The organism is Duganella rhizosphaerae (assembly GCF_040364205.1).
In the GTDB taxonomy this organism is placed as follows: Bacteria; Pseudomonadota; Gammaproteobacteria; order Burkholderiales; family Burkholderiaceae_D; genus Rugamonas; species Rugamonas rhizosphaerae.
Window position 1 is genome coordinate 73,482 of record NZ_BPWK01000011.1, and the last position, 20,915, is coordinate 94,396.

Here is a 20,915-nt window from a genome sequence, read left to right on the forward strand (position 1 = left end):
ACAGGTTTTCTTTAAACTAAGGGCCGATGCCTTACCGGGCGTCGCACACTCTAGGGGAAACCATGACCATACAAAAATATCTGCTGGCCGCGCTGTCCGCGAGCGGCGTCCTGACGCTGGCCGCCTGTGGCGGCGGCGATTTCATTCCCAACCCGTACAAGTTCCCGGACAAGGGCACGCCGGTGGCCTCCACCGTGACGATCGACTTCAACACCGGCATCGACGGCTGGCGTGCCGACGTCGCCGACTACACCGACAAGGACCGGCCGACCGAAGTCGCTTTCGGCTGGAAGGACTTGCCGGCGCCGCTGAACGGCAAGGGCTACTACCTGGCAGCGCGCAACAACCGCGCCAACGACGTACTGACCTACGCCACGCGCCAGCTGGAAGGCTTCGTGCCGACCACCAAATATGCGCTGACCTTCGAGATGCGCTACGCCACCGATGCGGCCACCGGTTGCACGGGCGCCGGCGGTTCGCGCGGCGACAGCGTGTACATGGTGGCGGCGGCCAACTACTACAACATCAACACGGTGGAGCGCTCCGACGGCCATTTCCGCATGAACGTGGACCGCGGCAACCAGGCGGTTTCCGGCACCGAGGGCAAGGTGCTCGGCACGCAAGGCGTCGCCGGCCTGGACTGCACCGGCGGCAGGTGGGCCAGCACCACCCGCAAGTCGAGCGAGGCGATCGTGGTGACGTCCGACAAAGACGGCCGCTTCTGGATCGCGCTGGGCGCCGACTCCGGCTTCGAAGGCAGCAACGCCTTCTACCTGCAAGGCGCGATCATCAACATCAAGCCGCTGTGAGCGGGGCGCGCAGGCTGGCGCGCAGTTCAGCGAGCGGCCTGCACCTGCTCGCGGTTCTGGCGCGCGCCGGCCAGCCGCACGATCTGGTCCAGCTCCACCGGCTTGACCAGGTGGTGATCGAAACCCGCCTCGCCGGAGCGGCGGCGGGCGTCGCCCTGGCCCCAGCCGGTCAGCGCGATCATCAGGATGCCGTCGGCGCCGGGGCGCTGGCGGATCGCCCGCGCGGTTTCGTAGCCGTCCATGCCGGGCATGCCGAGGTCGAGGATGATCAGGTCCGGCGGATGCTCGGCGCTGGCGGTGATGGCGCTGGCGCCGTCGTACACGGCGTGCGCGTCGAAGCCGTCGATCTCCAGCAGCGCCGCCAGCGAATCGGCGGCGTCCTGGTTGTCGTCCACCACCAGCACCTGCAACTTGCGGCCGTCGGCCGCGCCGGCGGCCGACGGCAAGGCCGGCTCGCGCGCGACGCCGCCCAGCACCGGCAGGCGGATCGCGAATTCGCTGCCCTGGCCGGGCCCGGCGCTGCGCGCCTCCACCGAGCCGCCGTGCATCTCGGCGAAGCGGCGGGCCAGGCTCAGGCCTATGCCCAGGCCGCTGGAGAACTGGCCGGCCACGGTCTTGCTCTGCTCGAACATGCGGAAGATGCGCGCGATGGCTTCGGCGTCCAGGCCGATGCCGTTGTCGCGCACCGTCACCAGCAACTCGTCGCCGCGGCACTGCGCGCTCACCGCCACCTGGCCGCCCTGCGGCGTGAACTTGACCGCGTTCGACAGGATGTTGGCGATGATTTGCACCACGCGCGCATAGTCGGCGTCCAGTATGACGTCCTCGGCCGGCAGCTGCCAGGCGATGGCGATGCGCTTGGCGTCCGCCGCTTGCAGGCACAGCTCGCCGACGTGGTTCATCACGGCGGCCAGGCTCACCTGCTGGCGCTGCAAGGTGATCTTGCCGCTGGTGATGCGGGCCACGTCCAGCAGGTCGTCGACCAGCCGCGTCAGCAGCCGCACCTGGCGCTCCACCATGTCGCGGATGCGCGCTACCGGCGGCGCGTCCGGATACAAATGCGTGAGCAGCGAGACCGAGGTGCGGATCGGCGCCAGCGGGTTGCGCAGCTCGTGGCCCAGGCTGGCGAGGAATTCATCCTTGCGGCGCGCCGCCTCGTGCACCTGGTACTGCTTGTTGCGCGCCCGCAGCGTGGCGTGCAGGGCGGTGATCAGGGTCAGCGTGCGCACCGGCCGCTCCATCAGGTGCAGATTGCCCAGGCCGGCCACGGCCTGGCGCACCGTCGGCGAATCGGCGCCGCGATGGGTCAGCAGGACGATGGGCAGGTCGGACCAGTCGGGCTGGCGCGCCACGTAATCCTGCAACAGTTTGTAGCCGCCCGGCGCCAGCGCTTCCTCCACCGTCAGCACCGCGCCCGCGCCGCGTTCCAGCTGCGCCGCCAGCTCCGCCAGCGTGCGGCAGACGTGGCTGTCGATGGCCGCCATCGCCATCACCTTGGCCGCCAGTGTGGCGTCCTGGCCGGTTGGCGCGTAGATCAGGATGCGCGTTTCCATCGGCGTCAGGCGGCCGGAGTACCGCCGCCGGCGGCCAGCGTTCCGTTGTAGGTGGGCACGCCGGTCAGGATGCCGTGGAAGTCGTTCAGCACCGGGCCGACGTGGATGCCGTCCTTGGCGATCTGGAACCGGCGGATGGTGCGCTCGTGCGCGCTGCCGCGCTTCTTGAATACGGAGATCGCCTGCCGCACCTCGCCCTGGGCTTCGAAGTAGCGCAGCATGATGACATTGTCGGCGATGTAGCTGGCGTCGATCGCGGTGGTCATGCCGCTGCCCAGCATGCCCTGCTGGACGCCGACCACGATGCTGACCACGCCGCGCTGGCCCAGGTAGGTGAGCAGCTCGTGCAGGTAGACGGTGAGGAAGCGTTCGTCCGGCACCGCGTTCAGGTAGCCGTTCAGGCTGTCGATGACGACCACCCGCACGCCGCGCTCGACCGCCTGCATCACCGCGTGCGAGAACTGGCCGGGCGCCAGCTCGGCCGGATCGATCTGCTGGATCGTCAGCAGCTGGCGGTCGATGGCCTCGGCCAGCTGCATGCCGACCCCGGCGGCGCGGTTCAGCATATTGTTGCGCGCCTCTTCGAACAGGAACATCGCGCACGGCTCACCGCGCTGGGTGGCGGCGTGCACGAACTGCGCCGCCAGCGTGGACTTGCCGGTGCCAGGCGGACCGGAGATCAGCGTGCTCATGCCTTCTTCGAGGCCGCCGCCGATCAGCTGGTCCAGCGCCGGCAGGCCGCTCGACAGCTGGCGCCGTTGGCTGACCACGCGGCTGGCGGCCGCCTCCAGGCGCGGGAAGACCTGCAGCCCGCCGCTGATGATTTTGTAGTCGTGGGCGCCGCCGCGGAAGGCGATGCCGCGGTACTTGACCACGCGCAGGCGGCGTCGCTCGGCGCCGTAGGCCTGGTCGGCCAGCTCCAGCGTCAGCACCGCGTGCGCCACGCTGCGCACTTGCAGGTCGGTGCTGAGGGCGGTGCGGTCGTCGAGGAAGATGGTGGTGCAGCTGCGGCTGCTCAGGTACTGCTTGAGCGCGAGCACCTGGCGCCGGTAGCGCAGCGGGCTTTCCGCCAGCAGCTGCAACTCCGACAGCGAATCGAGCACCACGCGGCTCGGCTGGTGGCGCTCGATGGCGGCGACGATGCGCTGGATGGTGGCGCCCAGTTCAATTTCGGACGGATGGAAGATGGTGTACTGCTGTTCGGGATCGAGCACGTCCTCGTTGGGCAGGATCTCTTCGATGTGGATGCCGTCCATGGTCCAGCCGTGCGACTGCGCCACGCTCAGCAGTTCGATGGCGGTTTCGGCCAGCGTGATGTAGAGCACCGTCTCGCCCTGGCGCACGCCCTCGTTGAGGAACTGCAGCGCCAGCGTGGTCTTGCCCGTGCCCGGTTCACCCTCGACCAGGTACAGCCGGTCGCGCGTCAGCCCCCCGGCCAGCACCTCATTCAGGCCGGGCACGCCGGTCGAAAGAAACAGATGAGTAACGCTGTTTTGTGCTTGCATGGGCGCTGTCCGAAAAGTTGGGGCCGCGGTCGCAGGGGCGCGGCTGATGTTTCGGCTGATACTACCTGAAATGGATAAAGCGGGATTTTCGATAGCAAACGTGCGCGCGGCGCTCAGCCCTGCAGGCGCTGCTGGGCGCTGCGCTGCTTGTCGAGGTACATCGCCCGGTCCGCGCGGCCGAGCAGCATCTCGATATCCTGCGGGTCGTCCGGATGGTGGATGGCGATGCCGATGCTGGCGCTCAGCGAGACGGTGGCGGTCTTCAGCCGGAACGGCTGTTGCAGCGCCGGCCGCAGCTTGTCGGCGGTCTCCTGCGCGGCGCTGTCGCTGTGCAGGTTTTCCAGGATGACGATGAACTCGTCGCCCGCGAGGCGGCCCACGGTGTCGGTCTTGCGCACGATGTGCTGCACCCGCGCGGCGAACTGGCGCAGCAGCTCGTCGCCTTCCTCGTGGCCGTAGCGGTCGTTGATCTGCTTGAAGCGGTCGAGGTCGAGGAAGAACACGGCGCAGCTCTGGCGCATGCGGTTGGCGCGCTGGATCGCCTCGGTCAGCGCCGTCATCAGCGCGCGCCGGTTGGGCAGGCCGGTGAGCGTGTCGCGCAGCGCCATCGCCTCCATTGATTCGAACAGCGACTTGCGCTCGCTGATGTCGTGCAGGAAGGCGATGAACAGGTGGCCGCTGCTGCGCGGCACATAGGCCAGCGACACTTCCACCGGCAGCTCCTGGCCGGCGCGGTTGCACAAGGTCAGTTCGATCCGGCGGTTGAGCACGGTGTCGGCGCCGCTGTCGGCCAGCTGGCGCATGTCGCGTTCGTAGGCGCGGCGCAGCAGCGGCGGCAGCACCATCGCCGCCAGCGGCTGGCCGATCACCTCGGCGCGGCGCCAGCCGAACAGTTTCTCGGCCTGGCGGTTCCAGTCCAGCACCACGCCGCCCGGATCGAGGGCGATGAAGGCGTCGTGGGCGTTGTCCAGGATGGCGCGCAGTTCGGCCGCGCGTTCCTGCAGCAGCAGCTGCGTGCTTTGTTCCTGCGCCAGCGCGCGTTCCAGCAGCAGCGCCTTGCGGGCGATCTCGCGGGTGCGCTCGCCGACGGTCGATTCCAGCTTCTCGTTCATGCCGCGCAGCGTGGCCAGGTGGTCCTGCTCGCTGTGCACCAGGTCGGCCAGCGCCTGCGACAGCACTTGCGCCTCGTGGAAGCTGTCGACCAGCGGAATTGGCGGCAGCGCGCCGGGCGGCGTATCGGCCGGCGCGGCCGAGCGCTGTTCGATGTTCTTGCTGAGCGCGTTGAGCGGGTTGGTGAGCCGGCGCGCCGCCGCCGCCGCCGCCAACGCCATGGCCACCCCGAGGATGGCGCCCAGCAGCAGAATCTGGCGTTCCAGCGCGCGCGCGCCGGCCAGCGCCACGTCTTCCGGCTGGCGCACCAGCACCGACCAGGTCAGCGTGGCGGGATCGTCCAGCTTGCCGGTGCGGGAGAAGCCGGTCAGGTAGCTGTGGCCGTCGGCCCAGGTTTCCTTCAGCGATCCCGGTACGCCCGATTGCGACAGCGCCAGGCTGGTGCTGCCGATGGTCTTTTCCTCGGTGCCCTTGGGGCCGAGCATGACGGTGCCGTCGCCGCGCACCACGAAGATATCGGCCGAGTATTGCTGGTCGGCCGGCGCCAGGATGGTTTGCACCATGCGCCGCGCCCAGTTCCAGCTCATGTGCACGCACAGCACGCCGCGGTAGCTGCCGTCCGAACGCAGCACCGGGCCGGCCGCGTCGACGAAGCGCCATGGGTCGGCGCTGTACGGCAGCTTCTTGCCGAGCAGGGTGGCGGGGTGGAAGTCGCCGGCATACAGTTTGTCGCGGCCGCCCTTGAACCAGGCGCGCATGCTGACGTCCTGGCCTTCGAGCAGGCCCTGGGTGGCGGCGTAGACGCTGCCGTCGGGATTGGCCAGGCCGATCCAGGCGTAGTCGGGGAAGGTTTTTTGCAGGCTCTCGAGCACCTGGCGGATCTCGGCGGGGGACTTGGCGTCGCGGATCTGCGGCAGCTCGGTCAGTAGCTGGACGTCGCCGGTGGCCTTCTGCACCACGCGGTTGAGCGAATCGCGCATCTGCCAGGACAGCTGCTGCAGACGCTGGCCCGCTTCGCGCTCGGCGTAGTCGATGGCGAAATGATCGACCAGCACCAGCAGCGACAGCACCGACATCAGCACCGTCGCGGCCACCCCCACTGTCACCAGCGTGGTGAGGCGCGGCCGGGCCGTGCGTGGGGTGGGCTGCGATGTCATGGCGCGGGCCGGAAAAGATGTCTGAAAGAAATTAAATTCATTGTAGCACCGGTCGCGCCGCGCGCCTCTTTCCCCGAGAGAAATTCACTGCCGCGCGCCACGCTTTGCCCTGCCATGGACAAAAAGCGCGCTTGACTTAATTAGAATGATCGTTCATTCTACGTACTTATGCACAATTTTTATACAGAAAGTCCCATCATGGAAGCTCTTTTCTGCAGGACCGCAGCCCTGATCGCTGTCGCCGCGCTGGCTGCCGGCTGCTCCAAAACCACGACCGAAGCACCTCATACGCAGGTGGCGGAAGTGGGCGTTTTTAAAGTGGCGCCGGAAGCGCTGCACATCACGACCGAACTGCCGGGCCGCACCGCCGCCTTCCAGGTGGCCGAAGTGCGCCCGCAGGTCAGCGGACTGATACAAAAACGCCTGTTTGTCGAAGGCGCCGACGTCAAGGCCGGCGTGGCGCTGTACCAGATCGACGCGGCCAGCTACCAGGCGGCCTACAACTCGGCCAAGGCGGCGCTGGCCAAGGCCAAGGCCAACCTGATGACCAGCGGCCCGAAAGTGGCGCGCTACAAGGACCTGGTCGCGATCGAAGGCGTGAGCCGCCAGGACTACGACGATGCCGTCGCCGCCAACGAGCAGGCCAAGGCCGACGTCGAATCGGCCGCCGCCGCGCTGGAGCAGGCGGACATCAACCTCAAATACACCCACGTCGACGCGCCGATCAGCGGCCGTATCAGCCGCTCGGCCGTCACGCCGGGCGCGCTGGTGACGGCCAACCAGACCGGCGCGCTGACCACCGTGCAGCAGCTGGACCCGATCTATGTCGACGTCACGCAGTCGAGCGAAGACCTGCTGCGCCTGAAGCGCGAGCTGGAAAACGGCGGCTTGAAGCAGGCCGGCGGCCAGGCCAGGGTCACGCTGCTGCTGTCGGACGGCAGCAAGTACGCCGAAAGCGGCAAGTTGCAGTTCTCCGATGTGACGGTCGATCCGGGTACCGGCAACGTCACCTTGCGCGCGCTGTTCCCGAACCCCAAGCACGATCTGCTGCCTGGCATGTTCGTGCGCGCGGTGGTGGAATCTGGCGTCAACGAGCAGGCCATCGCCGTGCCGCAGCAGGGCGTGACCCGCAACGCCAAAGGCGAAGCGACGGCGCTGGTGCTGAACAAGGAAGGCAAGGTCGAACAGCGCGTGCTCGTCACCGGCGGCACCATGGGCGACAAGTGGCTGGTCAAGTCCGGCCTGAACGCGGGCGACCTGCTGATCGTCGAAGGCGTGCAGAAGGTGAAGCCGGGTGCGGCGGCCAACGCCGCTAAACCCACTTCCGCTGCCGCAGCCGTGGCCGCGGGCGGCGCCATGCCGGCTAACGCCAAGAGCGCCCAATAAAGGAGCATCGCCATGTCACGTTTCTTTATTGACCGCCCGATCTTCGCGTGGGTCGTCGCCATTGTCATCATGCTGTCGGGCGTGATCGCGATACTCGGCCTGCCGATCGCGCAGTATCCAAGCATTGCGCCGCCATCGATTTCGATCAGCGGCTCGTATCCTGGCGCCTCCGCCAAGACGGTGGAAGATGCCGTCACCCAGGTCATCGAACAGAAGATGAAGGGCATCGATGGCCTGCGCTACATGTCCTCGTCGAGCGACGGCACCGGCGGCATCGGCATCACGCTGACCTTCAAGAGCGGCACCAACCCGGACATCGCCCAGGTGCAGGTGCAGAACAAGCTGCAGCTGGCAACGCCGCTGCTGCCGGCCATCGTTACGCAGCAAGGCCTGGTGGTGGCCAAAGCCACCAAGAACTTCATGATGGTGCTGGGCTTCGTCTCCGAAGACGGCAGCATGAAGCAGGCCGACCTGGGCGACTACGTGGCCGCCAACGTCATCGATCCGCTCAGCCGCGTGGAAGGCGTGGGCGACGTGACGCTGTTCGGCGCCCAGTACGCGATGCGCATCTGGCTCGATCCGGCCAAGCTGCAAAGCTATCAACTGACGCCGGCCGACGTCACCGCCGCCATCACCGCGCAGAACACCGAAGTCTCGGCCGGTGAACTGGGCGGCGCGCCCGCCATGCCGGGCCAGCAGCTCAACGCCACCGTATCGGCGCAGAGCCGCTTGCAGACCGCCGAGCAGTTCGGCGCAATCCTGTTGAAGACCGCAAGCAGCGGCGCCACCGTGCACCTGCGCGACGTGGCCCGCATGGAGCTGGGCAGCGAGAACTACAACGTGCTGGCCCGCTACAACGGCAAGGCCGCCACCGGCGTCGCCATCAAGCTGGCCACCGGTGCCAACGCGCTCGATACCGCCAACGCCGTCAAGGCGCGGATCGCATCGCTGGAGAAGCAGTTCCCGGCCGGGATGAAGGCGGTGATCGCCTTCGACACCACGCCGTTCGTCAAGCTGTCGATCGAGGAAGTGGTCAAGACGCTGGTGGAGGCGGTGATCCTGGTGTTCCTGGTGATGTACCTGTTCCTGCAAAACTTCCGCGCCACGCTGATCCCGACGATGGCGGTGCCGGTGGTGCTGCTGGGGACCTTCGCGATCCTGTCGGCGCTGGGCTATTCGATCAACACGCTGACCATGTTCGCGGTGGTGCTGGCGATCGGCCTGCTGGTCGATGACGCCATCGTGGTGGTGGAGAACGTCGAGCGCGTGATGACGGAAGAGGGCTTGTCCCCGGTCGAGGCGACGCGCAAATCGATGGGCCAGATCAGCGGCGCGCTGGTGGGTATCGCGATGGTGCTGTCGGCGGTGTTCGTGCCGATGGCTTTCTTCAGCGGCTCCACCGGCGTGATCTACCGCCAGTTCTCGGTCACGATCGTGTCGGCGATGGTGCTGTCGGTGCTGGTGGCGATGATCTTCACGCCGGCCTTGTGTGCGACCTTGCTCAAGCCTGTGGCCAAGGGGCATGTGGCGATCAACACCGGCTTCTTCGGCTGGTTCAACCGCAGCTTCGACCGCAGCAGCTTGAAGTATCAGGGCTGGGTCGGCGCGCTGCTGAACCGCAGCGGACGTTCGCTGATCATGTACGCGCTGCTGCTGGCGGTGCTGGCCTTCGTGTTCGTGCGCCTGCCGACTTCCTTCCTGCCGGAAGAAGACCAGGGCGTGTTGTTCTCGCAAATCCAGCTGCCGACCGGCGCGACCCAGCAGCGCACGCTGAAGGTGATCGAAAAAGTCGAGCAGCACTTCCTGAACGAAGAGAAGGATTCGGTGGCGTCGGTGTTCGCGGTGGCTGGTTTCAGCTTCAGCGGCAACGGCCAGAACACCGGTATCGCCTTCGTGCGCATGAAGGACTGGTCGGAGCGCAAGAGCGCCGGCCAGCGGGTGAACGCTATCGTCGGCCGCGCCATGGGCAGCTTCTCGCAGATCAAGGATGCGATGGTGTTCGCCTTCGCGCCGCCTGCGGTGCTGGAACTGGGCAACGCCAGCGGCTTCGACTTGCAGCTGCAGGACCAGGGCGGCGTCGGCCACGAAGCGCTGATGGCGGCGCGTAACCAGATGCTGGGCATGGCATCCAAGAATCCGGTGCTGATGGCGGTGCGTCCGAACGGACAGGAGGACACGCCGCAGTACAAGATCACCGTCGACCAGCAGAAGGCGACCGCGCTGGGCTTGTCCATCGCCGATGTGAACAAGGTGCTCAGCACCGCCTGGGGTAGCGCCTACGTCAACGATTTCGTCGACCGTGGCCGCGTGAAGAAGGTGTATATGCAGGGACAGCCGGATTCGCGCATGTCGCCGGAAGACCTGGGTAAATGGTTTGTCCGTAACGCTGACGGCGAGATGGTGCCTTTCTCGGCCTTCTCGACCGGCAAATGGATCTATGCGTCGCCGCGCCTGGAGCGCTACAACGGCCTGCCATCGACCGAGATCCTCGGCATGCCGGCGCCGGGCCAGAGCTCGGGCGCCGCGATGGCGGAAATCGAGAAGATGGCGGCCAAGCTGCCGCCGGGTATCGGCTTCGAGTGGACCGGCCTGTCGACGGAAGAACGCGACTCCGGCTCGCAGACGACGCAGCTGTATGCGATCTCGATCCTGATCGTGTTCCTGTGTCTGGCCGCGCTGTATGAAAGCTGGTCGATTCCGTTCTCGGTGCTGTTGGTGGTGCCGCTGGGTGTGATCGGCTCGGTGCTGGCGACGTATGTGTTCAAGCTGTCGAACGACGTGTACTTCCAGGTCGGCTTGCTGACCGTGGTGGGCCTGGCGGCGAAGAACGCGATCCTGATCGTGGAGTTTGCGAAGGAGCTGCAGGAGCAGGGCGTGGAATTGAAGCAGGCGACCTTGCAGGCCGTGCGTCTGCGATTGCGTCCGATCCTGATGACGTCCATCGCCTTCGGCCTCGGCGTGCTGCCACTGGCGATCAGCAGCGGCGCCGGTTCCGGTAGCCAGAACGCGATCGGCGTCGGCGTGTTGGGCGGGATGCTGTCGGCTACCTTCCTGGGCATCTTCTTTGTGCCGGTGTTCTTTGTACTGGTGCGCGGTTTCTTCAGCAAGAAGGCCGCCGTTCCTGCCGCTGTTGTGGAGACACATTAATTGTGGATAAATTCATGAAAAAATCTTTACTCTCCATGGCGGCGCTGGCGATGTTGGCCGGTTGCAGCCTGGCGCCGGTGTATGAACGTCCGGCGCAACCGGTGGCGCAAGCCTGGCCGGCCGGCGATGCCTACAAAGGCCTGCCGGCAGCGGCGGCCGATGCCAAGCCGGTGTCCGAAATCCAGTGGCGCGAATACTTTGCCGACGAGCGCCTGCGCAAGGTGATCGCGCTGGCGCTGGCCAACAACCGCGACCTGCGCGTTTCGGTTCTCAACATCGAGAAGGCCAAGGCGCAGTACAACATCGACAGCGCCGCCTTGCTGCCGAAGCTGTCGGCCAATGTCGGCCAGAGCGCATCGCGCACGCCGTCGACCATGACCGGCACCGGCGAGGCGGCCATCAACCGCCAGTACAGCGGCGGCTTGGCGATGGCGTCGTATGAGCTGGGCTTCTTCGGTAAGGTGCGCAACCTGTCCGAGGCCGGCTTGCAGACCTACCTCGGCACCGAGGAAGCACGCCGCGCGCAGCAGATCACGCTGGTGGCCGAAGTGGCCAACGCCTACCTGACGCTGATCGCCGACCAGCAGCGCCTGAAGCTGGCGGCGGAAACGCTGCGCAGCCAGCAAACGTCCTATGACCTGAGCAAGAAGCGCTTCGATTCCGGCGTCACCTCCGGCGTGGATATGTACGAAGCGCAGACCAGCGTGGAATCGGCGCGCAGCGACATGGCGGTCTACACCGCGCAAGTGGCGCTGGACCAGAACGCGCTGACGCTGCTGGTCGGCAGCGGCGTGCCTGCGGACTTGCTGCCCGCCGGCGAACTGGATGCGGTGACCCAGCTGGCCGCGATTCCGGCTGGCCTGCCGTCGGACCTGCTGCAAGCCCGTCCCGACGTGCAGGAAGCCGAACGCGCGCTGCGCTCCGCCAACGCCAACATAGGCGTGGCGCGTGCCGCCTTCTTCCCCAGCATCTCGCTGACGGCGTCGGGCGGCAGCGCGAGCAGCACCTTGTCCGGCCTGTTCAAGGCGGGATCGTCGACGTGGAGCTTCGTCCCGCAGATCAATTTGCCGATCTTCGACGGCGGCGTCAATCGCGCCAACCTGAATATCGCCAAAGCCAACCGCGAGATCTCGGTGGCGCAGTACGAAAAGGCGATCCAGGTGGCTTTCCGCGAAGTGGCCGATGCGCTGGCCCAGCGCGGCACGCTGGACGAGCGCATCGCCTCGCAGCAGGCGCTGGTCGACGCGGCGGACAAGAGCTTCCGCATCCACGAGGCGCGCTACCGCAAGGGCGCAGACTCGTACCTGAACGCGCTGGTGTCGCAGCGCGCGCTGTATGCTGCGCAGCAGGGGTTGATCTCGGCGCGGCTGGTCAAATCGAGCAACGCGGTCACCCTGTACAAGGTGCTGGGCGGCGGCTGGCAGCCGGAAGTGGCGCAGCAGCGCGGTTAAGGCGGACGGGGCGGCGGGCGCAAAGTGTTGCGCGCCCGCCGCCTTCAATTGCTGATAAATTGACAAAAATGGTCTGCTTCGCCACAGTACCGCCTCAGGCAAGTTCGTTACCCAAGGAAGACCACATGACCGCACCCATCGTAAAACGACGCACCGACCCGGAACGCGCGCAGAATCGGCGCAACCAGGTGCTGGAAGCGGCCGCCGTCTGCTTTGCGCGCAGCGGCTTCCATGGCGCGAGCATGTCCGAGATATCCAAGCAGGCCGGCATGAGCGCTGGCCATATCTACAATTATTTCGACAGCAAGGATGCGATTATCCTGGCCTTCGTCAACCGCGAGGCCGAGCATGTATCGGGCCTGTTGCGCGACCTGGCGACGCGTGAGGATCCGCTGGAGGCGATGCTGGAAGATGCGCCCATCCACATCGACGAGTCGCTCGATCCGCAGCCATGGAGTGTGCCGCTGGAGATGTTCGCCGAAGCCTCGCGCAATCCGGTCATCGCTGCCAGGCTGCGCGAAAATGAAGAAGTCTCGCGCGTGCAGTTGCGTGCACTGGTCAAGCGTGGCCGCGAACAGCGCAACCTGCCGGTGGACGATGTGCTGCTGGATGGCCGTCTTGACACGCTGATCTCCTACTTCCATGGTCTGACGATACGCGCGCTGTATCGGCCCAATATGAACCGCGCCAGCCTGGTGGACTCCTTCCGTGTCGCCATGCGCGCGCTGCTGATGACCTGATTTGTCTCGTATTGTTTCCGTCCGCTGCGCGCGAGCGGAGGCTGTTGTACCATGATCGATCTCCCATTCCCGCCTATCGGAGCATCATGACATCCTATGTAATTCCCGCCCATGACATCGTCGGCCTGCCGGTCGCCGGTACCGCCGATCTTTTCCCTGTACGCCGCGTCTACTGCGTCGGCCGCAACTACGCGGCGCACGCGCGTGAGATGGGCTTCGACCCGGACCGCGAACCGCCGTTCTTCTTCTGCAAACCGAATGACGCGCAGGCGGTCATTCCGGTGGCGCCGGGCGCGGTGCTGGACCTGCCGTATCCGCAGGTGACGAACAATCTGCACTACGAGTGCGAACTGGTGGTTGCCATCGGCAAGGGCGGCAGCAATATCGCGGTGGAAGACGCTGCGGCGCATATCTTCGGCTACGCGGTGGGGTTGGACATGACGCGCCGCGACCTGCAATTCAAAATGCGCGACGCCGGCCGTCCCTGGGAAATCGGCAAGGCCTTCGATTATTCAGCGCCGGTGGGCTTGATCCATCGCGCGGCCGAAGCGGGCGATATCAACCGCGCTACGATCCAGCTGGAAGTGGATGGCGTGACCAAGCAATCGGCTACCATCGATCATCTGATCTGGTCGATCAGCGAGACCATCGCCAATTTGTCCACGCTGTTCGCGCTGGCGCCGGGTGACCTGATTTTCAGCGGCACGCCGGAAGGTGTGGGCGCCGTGGTGCGCGGACAGACGCTGGTGGGCAAGGTGGACGGCCTGTCCGGCATCGCCGTCAAATTGGTGTAAATCGTTTATAGCAGTGCGTCGATCGCCGTCAAGGCGGCGAGGGCGCCCATTGCCAGGCCCACATCGAGCGGGCTGGCGACATCCGGTTCGCGCGGATTAATCCGTATCATGCGTCCGTTGTGATTCTTGAGTACGCGCTCGCCGAAGTGGCGCACCGACGGGACCACCGCGCCCGCGCCCACCTCGATCACCAGCGGACGTTGCGCCGTTTGCAGCAGGGATTGCAGGCGCGCCTCCTGCATCACCGTGCGGCGCTCATTCCATCCCCAATCACCGAACATCAGGATATTCGGCCGCCCCATGCCGCCGCAGTGTGGGCAAACCGGTGCGGCGTTCAGCAGGCGGCAAGCTTCGATGTCGACTTCGGGTACGAAGCCGTCGGCGCTCCAGATATCCGGGCCGCAGGGCTCCATGCATTGCAGGTGATGGATGGAGCCGTGGTATTCGTGGACGGGGTGCGCGTCGAAGCCGGCGCGTTGGAAGTGGCCGTCCACGTTGCTGGTGAAGACGCCGTAGCCGGCCTCCATGCCTTCGCCCCAGGCCTTGAGCAGGGCGAAGCCGGCGTGCGGCGTGGTGTTGCGGTAGAGCTGGAGGCGATGGCCGTAGAACCCCCACGCCAGCGTTGGATCGGAGCGGAAGGTGTAGGGCGTGGCGATGCTGGAGAACTCCATGCGCGCGCGGCCGAGGGCGGGGTAGACCTGCCAGAAGCCTTCGTTGCCGCGGAAGTCGGGCAGGCCGGAATCGACGCCCATGCCGGCGCCGGCGGCGATGATCAGGGCGTCGGCCTGTTTGACGAGGTCAGCGGCTTGGCTGAGGGCGGCGAGTTCGGCGGGGGAATGCATGCAGGCTTTCGATGGCGAGCAGAATTGCTTATCTTACTCCTGCGCAGGGGAAGGTATGTTGCATCAAAGATGAAAGCAAACATGACAAATACTTAAAGCCGCTGCTATAATTCCAAATTCGTCGGGGCGTAGCGCAGCCTGGTAGCGTACTTGCATGGGGTGCAAGGGGTCGGAAGTTCGAATCTTCTCGCCCCGACCAATAGAATCAACAGCTTAGGCCAGTCTTCGGACTGGCCTTTGTTGTTTTTGCAAGTCTGTACCCCAACAAATACCCCAACAAACTTCTTTTAGCGCTCAAACCCCAGTCTCACGATTTTCTGCCGGTGTTGGGGTACAACTGCGACTGGCGTCGATACGGCTTTCTACCCAGGCCAGCACCTCTTCCCGAACCCATGCCGAAGCGTGCCTGGTTATCTTAACCCGCGCCGGGAATTCGCCGCGCTTGGTGTAGGCGTAGACGGTGCTGCGCGACAGCCCGCAGATCGCCATCACTTCCGGCAGGCGGATCATTCGTGTGGCGCGGGGCAGGGGTGATCGTTTCATGTTTTCCTCCGTTGTCTATGTGCTGCCAGCACTGTCCTCCGATTGCCGCGCAAGTGCGACCCGAAATAGGCCCCGTTTTTGGTGTCGATTCTTTGCTAGCTTCGTCGACAAATAAACCGATGAGAATTTTAAGTCGGTGATGCCGGCGCGATGGCAAGTGGAGGACAATATGCTTTTCGACGCGAAGGATCGCCCTTCGCGCAACTTGGCATCACGCCAGGCGTAGCGCTCGTCACGCGCCCTTAGTCTCCAAATTTGTTTTTAGATTGGCTTCGCCTTTGAGCGAGCCCGCGATCAGCCTGGATAGGCTGCATCCATATTGCGCATCCTTCCCTCGAGGGAGCTGCGCGTCACATCGTGCGCATTCACGCACCGTCCCCACCTCACGCGGCGATCTGCCGCCGCGTGCATGTCGATACGCCGCCCGAGTCCGCGGCGCAAATCGCGCGTCGTTACTGGCGGCCTGCTGCCAGTGACGACGCGCTAGCAACCAAGCGCTATAAGGGCTCCGCCGCTGATTTCTCAGTGACGGCGGCCAGTGACAGCGGATCTACCGCTATCAGCGCAGCAGAACGCTGCTTGCCAACCTTGCCCCTCGTGGGCCGACAACGTGTGCGAGGCACACCCCATGGACCCTGGGTAACTGGTCCCACCGCGATCAGGCTTCTACAAGGAGCGGATCGCGGCGCCATACGCGCATGCGGCGCGGGCAAGCAGTGAACATACCGCATACACGGGAGTGGTGTCCCGGGGCCTTTACAAACCGTCCTTGCTGCGGCAAGCACGGTGGCCAGAAACACTCACCTGACTCGATTACACCAAGTTTGATTTAAGGAGCATGCGATGCGCGACTTGAACTATCAACTTAAGCAGCTGTGCGACCGCAATCGCGATGGCAGCTATGCCACGCAGTCCGACCGCGCGCGGATACTCTCGCATGTGGCCGACCAGCTGCACGACCTCGGATATCGCCATATGAATGCTGACAGTCTGCGTCCCAAGCACGTGGACGCCCTGGTGCAGCAGTGGAAGGCCGATGGCGTCAGCGCCGGCACGATGAAGAATCGCATGAGTGCCATGCGCTGGTGGGCGCAGAAAATCGGCAAAGACAATATCATCGCGCGCGATAACGGCAGCTACGACATCGACAAGCGCACCTTTGTCACCAGCATCTCCAAGGCCAAGGTGCTTGACGATGCAGGCCTGGCGAAGATCACGGATGCGTACACGGCGATGTCGCTGCGGCTGCAATCCGCGTTTGGATTGAGGCGCGAGGAGAGCATCAAGATCGTTCCAGCGTGGGCCGATGGCGGCGATCGACTGAAGCTCAAGGATACGTGGACCAAGGGTGGCAGGTATCGTGAGATCGCTATTCGCACGCCGGAACAACGCACCGTGCTCAATGAGGCCAAGCGGCTTGCTGCTGGCGGTAGTCTCATTCCGTCTAACTTACGGTACCGCGATCAGCTTCAGCGCTTTCGCGCGCAGTGCGATAAGGCGGGAATTCATGGTGTCCATGGACTGCGCCACAACTACGCGCAGGAACGCTACCGGCAGCTCACCGGCTGGCACAGCCCGGCGCGAGGCGGCCCCCGGTCATCGGAACTAGGGCCGGAGCAACGACAACGGGATCTCTCGGCACGCTTGTTATTGTCAGAAGAAATGGGCCACGGTCGCGAACAAATTACGGCGGTGTACTTGGGCCGTTAGAGTAGGACGTTGTGCTCTCAGCTCTAAGTTAGGCAGCCTGTTGTGACAAACTGTGAATTTTCCTTGGTGGCAGGAATGTTATGCTGGCGAGTGGAGTGATATTCACTCGACGGATGGCCTTCGGACAGAATTATGCACAATCAACCTGCCTAGAGGCAACTGGAAATGCGCAAAATTTTGCAGGTGCTCATTGTGACGCTGTTTTGTATTTGGACCACCACCGAGTCGAGCGAACTGAGCGATGTCTCGATGATTCAGCTCATAGCCAATCCTCAGCAGTATGACGGTCAACCAATTCGGCTGATTGCCTTCTTGAACTTGGAGTTTGAAGGTAACGCCCTCTACCTGCATCGCGAGGACTTCGATAGATCCATAGTTTCCAATGCGGTTTGGATATCCTTGGAGGATCACCAAGTTCGTACTTCAAGAAAGCTCAGTTCAACGAGTATTCTCAACTATATTGGCCAAGAGTTTTACTCGTGTTAAAGCTTATTGGGTGGGGCAAGAAGCGCTGGTATTGCTAGAAAAGGGACCCGCTTAACTGTAGGCGCAGGCTCACCTAGTGAGCTTGACTTGAAGCTTAACTGAACCTCGGTCCGACTCCGGCCACTACCAGCCGCTCTTTATCAATTGAGTGGTGTGTATTAGCCCGTTTCATTAATAAATTACTGATCATATGGCGAACTTTAAAAGTGCACTTGTTGCAGTTTTTTTTGGTGTAATTTCTTTCAATTGTTTAGCGAAAGATGGAGGCAGTATATCGATCGACAAGTTGATAGATCCATCTGGAACTTCTTATGCCACATTGTCTCCCGACGGCCAACATTTAGCGCTAATAAAATTTAATGGCCATAGAAAAACATTAATGGTTGGTGACGTCGATACGTTTGAATTTCACGAAATTGTTCACGATAAAAATCTTCGTTTTTTTGAAATGATGATGGGAGATCTGGATTTTGACCAGGATCCAATTGACGTCATTTGGATAGCTAATGACCTATTTGGCGTTAACTATAATAATCACGCAAACTCCTTTGATTTAAAAGGAAACCATCTTAAATATATTGGAAAGAAAATAATTGGAAAAATATCAACGGATGCGCAGTCAGATTACGTCCTAGCATTCACAAACTTAGAGTCGGGCGATCTTGCGCGAGTAGATGCGAGAACTGGGACCGCTGTGCCATATCGCTTCAAAATGAGTGGCAATGCTATTCAATTCGCTCTCGATAAATCCGGTCTTCCACGTGCGGTTACGATGATCGACTCCGCAATTTGGAAAGACTCGTCGACTGTAAGTAATTGGTTTAAGCCATCTAATAGTCAATATTGGGAGAAACTCGCTGAATTCGGTATTGCTGATGATTATTGGACACCGCTGTTTGTACCAGATGATGATGGTACACTGCTTGTTAGATCACGTGCAGGTACTGACCACTACGGTATATATCGTTACGATACGAAGACAAAGCAACTTGGTGAAAAAGTCATTAGTTATCCTGATGCTGATATTCTATCAGTTGAAGGGATAAATGCAGAGTCATTGACGCGGGTACGAACTAGTGGCATGTTGCCTAAGCAAATCTGGTTTGATCCTGTTTGGACTAGGCTTCAGAAGTTGGTCGATGAAGCACTTCCTGAACGCATCAATCTCCTCTCCGGAGAACCATCTAAGCGCATTGTGGTCTTTTCGTATGGCGCTGTTGACCCAGGTAGCTGGTATTTAATGGAAGTGCCGACCCTAAAATTATCTAAATTTGGTAACTTGCGAGACGCAGTTCAGGTTGATCAGATGCGCCCGATGCAATCTATGTTCTACAAGGCCGATGATGGTCTAACAATTCCAGCTTACCTCACCCTACCCAAAGGAAATGATAGGAACCTACCGACGGTAATCATGATACATGGTGGGCCAAACGTTCGCGATACTTGGGGCTGGGACGAAGACGTGCAGTTTTTAGCAAGCCGTGGATATGCAGTGCTTCAACCTCAATTCAGGGGGTCTTATGGTTTTGGTCTCAAGTTTCAAACGGCAGGCTATTCTCAATGGGGATTGGCAATGCAGGACGATGTTACAGCAGGTGTCAAGTACTTGATACAGCAAGGTATTACGAATCCAAAAAGGGTTTGCATATTCGGTGCTAGTTATGGGGGGTACGCGGCCCTATGGGGATTGGTAAAGAATCCAGAATTATATCGATGTGGAATTAGTTTTGCAGGCGTGACCGATCTTGAGTTAATGTTGACGGGAAAGTCTGAATCGAACTCGAGCAAGATTGCTAAAGAACTGATGCTGTCGAGAATCGGTGACATTCGTGTGAATAAGCAAAAATTTGATCAGGTATCGCCTTTAAAAAAAGCCAAGTTGATTAATGCCCCTGTTCTTTTAATGCATGGAGAGTTAGATCAACGTGTACCTTTAGTTCAGGGAGAACGGATGCGTGATGCATTGTCCAATGAAGGAAAGTCCGTAGAGTGGATTACCTTTCCGCGAGAGGGACATGGCCTGTATTACTTGGATAGTAGAAGGCGGTACTTTAAGGCTTTAGAGCAGTTTTTAGATAAATATCTTGGTTCGGATACTGAACCGTAGTTTCCTCCGGCTCAGTTCGGTAACTGACGTTGGCTTTGCAACTGACATAGGAAAAGGATCACTTGGACGCCAGTGCTCCAACTCATGCTGCGGCTAATTGAGAGTGTTCCACGGCTCTTTAAGTATCCGAAGAAGCTGCGATATTTTCAGCATTCACGATTGTTTCTAACTGCCGTCCTAGCTTGTTCCATGCGTCCCGTTTTTCGCGAGCATAGTCGTAGTGCAGGTAATGGCGGCGCACTTTGTTTCCCGACAGTACGTGGTTTTGGCAGCGGTCGATGACGTCCAGGGTGACGCCGAGACTTTGCATGAGTGTGGCACCCGTCCTGCGCAAGTCATGCGCGGTCCACGCACCGAATTTTCCATTGTGCAGCACGAGACGATCATCCTGGCGGCGATGCGTCATCTTGGCGCGAGGCCCGCCGTCGCGGCCGTGCTTGAACATTGTCTGCCGGTCACTGATTTGTTTGGTGATCGCTCGCGGGGAAATGTGGAGCGTGCCCATGTAGTTCGGGAAGCACCAGTCTGTGTCCCCGCTGCAATGGTACAAGCGGCGAAAATACCGCAGCGCGAAATCGGACAGCGAGATAGTCAGGCTGCCGACGCGGTCCTTCACGTTTTCCTTTGGTATAAACCATTCCGCACGTTCGAAGCTGACATGCTCCCAGCGCGCCATGGTCAGCTCGCCGACCCGGCACATGGTCGACAGCATGATCCAGATCGCGCATTCGGTGGTGATTTCGATGGGCTGCACGGCGGTGCGCCTGTTTGCCGCTTGGACGTATTCCTTCCGCGCGCGGTCGAAGACGGTGTGCAGTTCGTGAATCTCTGCATGGGAGAGCACTCGCTCTCGCACGCCGCGCGGATCGAAGTCTGGGCTGACGATGCGGCCGATCTCGATCAGATCCATCGGGTTGCCCTCGACGAGCAGGCGACGCCACGGCTGACGCTTCTGTGCCCAGTTCAGCATCTGCTTCAGGTTGTTCCGCAGTGAGACGGCGCTGCGGTTGGCGCCACGCGCCACCATGGTACGTAGCACCTGACGCAGATCGTGCTCCGTCAGTGCGCGGACGGCGACGCCACCAATCTTGGGCAAGACGTCGGCATTGAACTGCCGTTTCAATTCTGCGTTGTCGTTCTTGCGGCGCACGCCGTCCAGCAGCCAGACGTCGAACATATCGCGCACTGTCAGGCCGGCCTCGCGCTGCGCCTCAACCTGGGCCAGCTTCGCTTCCAGCGCCTCCTGGACTTCGATCTTCTGCACCTTTTTTACCGTCGCGGGATCGGCACCGGTGGCCGCGCGGGCGCGCGCGGCGTCACGCGCCTCCCTGATCTGCGTCAGGCTGTCGTGCGGCCACGAGCCGCACGAAATGTCATGCAGCTTGTCGCCATGCCGGTAGCGGTAGTAGAAGGGGATGGTGAGCGTATTGTCGGCCTTGACGCGCACGCGTCCGAACAGTCCGCCATCATCGCGGACCACGAGTCCGGCTTGTTTCGGGGTGATCGCCAACAATTCTTTGTGAGTGATCCGAGACATCTTGTATTCCAGACAGTCACCCCTGAAAGAGGGCGGAG

15 protein-coding genes and 1 tRNA gene are annotated in these 20,915 nt (G+C 62.2%); 10 read left to right on the forward strand and 6 right to left on the reverse strand.

Annotated features, from left to right (window positions below):
• Positions 1–62: 62 nt before the first annotated feature.
• Positions 63–809, forward strand: a complete 747-nt coding sequence (locus RUGAMON1_RS22020; protein WP_445232545.1) for a hypothetical protein — start codon at positions 63–65, stop codon at positions 807–809.
• Between the two features lie 26 nt (positions 810–835).
• Here the strand turns inward: RUGAMON1_RS22020 and RUGAMON1_RS22025 are convergent, their stop codons facing one another.
• From RUGAMON1_RS22025 to RUGAMON1_RS22035, 3 genes are all read right to left on the reverse strand, one after another.
• The gene (locus RUGAMON1_RS22025; RefSeq protein WP_445232546.1) at positions 836–2,362 is read right to left on the reverse strand and encodes a hybrid sensor histidine kinase/response regulator; all 1,527 of its coding nucleotides are present in this window, start codon (positions 2,360–2,362) and stop codon (positions 836–838) included.
• Between the two features lie 5 nt (positions 2,363–2,367).
• Positions 2,368–3,867 carry an ATPase domain-containing protein gene (locus tag RUGAMON1_RS22030; RefSeq protein ID WP_445232547.1) on the reverse strand — a complete coding sequence of 500 codons (1,500 nt, stop codon included), beginning with the start codon at positions 3,865–3,867 and terminating at the stop codon, positions 2,368–2,370.
• A 113-nt stretch (positions 3,868–3,980) separates the two neighbouring features.
• The gene (locus tag RUGAMON1_RS22035) at positions 3,981–6,134 is read right to left on the reverse strand and encodes a diguanylate cyclase domain-containing protein (RefSeq protein WP_445232548.1); all 2,154 of its coding nucleotides are present in this window, start codon (positions 6,132–6,134) and stop codon (positions 3,981–3,983) included.
• A 198-nt stretch (positions 6,135–6,332) separates the two neighbouring features.
• Here RUGAMON1_RS22035 and RUGAMON1_RS22040 point away from each other — a divergent pair, with 198 nt between their 5' ends.
• The 5 genes from RUGAMON1_RS22040 (at position 6,333) to RUGAMON1_RS22060 (ending at position 13,652) form a co-directional block, all read left to right on the forward strand.
• Positions 6,333–7,520 carry an efflux RND transporter periplasmic adaptor subunit gene (locus RUGAMON1_RS22040; protein ID WP_445232549.1) on the forward strand — a complete coding sequence of 396 codons (1,188 nt, stop codon included), beginning with the start codon at positions 6,333–6,335 and terminating at the stop codon, positions 7,518–7,520.
• Positions 7,521–7,532: 12 nt separating this feature from the next.
• Positions 7,533–10,667 carry an efflux RND transporter permease subunit gene (locus RUGAMON1_RS22045; RefSeq protein ID WP_445232550.1) on the forward strand — a complete coding sequence of 1,045 codons (3,135 nt, stop codon included), beginning with the start codon at positions 7,533–7,535 and terminating at the stop codon, positions 10,665–10,667.
• A gap of 14 nt (positions 10,668–10,681) precedes the next feature.
• On the forward strand, positions 10,682–12,118 hold the full coding sequence (locus RUGAMON1_RS22050; protein ID WP_445232551.1) for an efflux transporter outer membrane subunit: 1,437 nt from the start codon (positions 10,682–10,684) through the stop codon (positions 12,116–12,118).
• A 125-nt stretch (positions 12,119–12,243) separates the two neighbouring features.
• Positions 12,244–12,858 (forward strand): TetR/AcrR family transcriptional regulator, encoded by a 615-nt coding sequence (locus tag RUGAMON1_RS22055; protein WP_445232552.1) that lies wholly within the window; start codon positions 12,244–12,246, stop codon positions 12,856–12,858.
• An 86-nt stretch (positions 12,859–12,944) separates the two neighbouring features.
• The gene (locus tag RUGAMON1_RS22060) at positions 12,945–13,652 is read left to right on the forward strand and encodes a fumarylacetoacetate hydrolase family protein (protein WP_445232553.1); all 708 of its coding nucleotides are present in this window, start codon (positions 12,945–12,947) and stop codon (positions 13,650–13,652) included.
• Between the two features lie 5 nt (positions 13,653–13,657).
• Here RUGAMON1_RS22060 and RUGAMON1_RS22065 read toward each other — a convergent pair whose 3' ends face one another.
• On the reverse strand, positions 13,658–14,494 hold the full coding sequence (locus tag RUGAMON1_RS22065) for an SIR2 family NAD-dependent protein deacylase (RefSeq protein WP_445232554.1): 837 nt from the start codon (positions 14,492–14,494) through the stop codon (positions 13,658–13,660).
• Between the two features lie 122 nt (positions 14,495–14,616).
• Between RUGAMON1_RS22065 and RUGAMON1_RS22070 the strand changes: the two genes are divergently transcribed.
• A tRNA-Pro gene (locus tag RUGAMON1_RS22070) sits at positions 14,617–14,693 on the forward strand.
• 95 nt (positions 14,694–14,788) lie between these two features.
• On the opposite strand, the gene RUGAMON1_RS22075 is transcribed toward RUGAMON1_RS22070, so the two are convergent.
• On the reverse strand, positions 14,789–15,037 hold the full coding sequence (locus RUGAMON1_RS22075; RefSeq protein ID WP_445232555.1) for a helix-turn-helix transcriptional regulator: 249 nt from the start codon (positions 15,035–15,037) through the stop codon (positions 14,789–14,791).
• Positions 15,038–15,880: 843 nt separating this feature from the next.
• Between RUGAMON1_RS22075 and RUGAMON1_RS22080 the strand changes: the two genes are divergently transcribed.
• From RUGAMON1_RS22080 to RUGAMON1_RS22090, 3 genes are all read left to right on the forward strand, one after another.
• Positions 15,881–16,747, forward strand: a complete 867-nt coding sequence (locus tag RUGAMON1_RS22080) for a phage integrase N-terminal domain-containing protein (RefSeq protein WP_445232556.1) — start codon at positions 15,881–15,883, stop codon at positions 16,745–16,747.
• A 165-nt stretch (positions 16,748–16,912) separates the two neighbouring features.
• Positions 16,913–17,233 (forward strand): hypothetical protein, encoded by a 321-nt coding sequence (locus RUGAMON1_RS22085; RefSeq protein WP_445232557.1) that lies wholly within the window; start codon positions 16,913–16,915, stop codon positions 17,231–17,233.
• 190 nt (positions 17,234–17,423) lie between these two features.
• The gene (locus tag RUGAMON1_RS22090; protein ID WP_445232558.1) at positions 17,424–19,340 is read left to right on the forward strand and encodes a S9 family peptidase; all 1,917 of its coding nucleotides are present in this window, start codon (positions 17,424–17,426) and stop codon (positions 19,338–19,340) included.
• Positions 19,341–19,458: 118 nt separating this feature from the next.
• Here the strand turns inward: RUGAMON1_RS22090 and RUGAMON1_RS22095 are convergent, their stop codons facing one another.
• Positions 19,459–20,877: a tyrosine-type recombinase/integrase gene (locus tag RUGAMON1_RS22095; protein ID WP_445232559.1), complete on the reverse strand. Its 1,419-nt coding sequence runs from the start codon at positions 20,875–20,877 to the stop codon at positions 19,459–19,461.
• Positions 20,878–20,915: the final 38 nt, after the last annotated feature.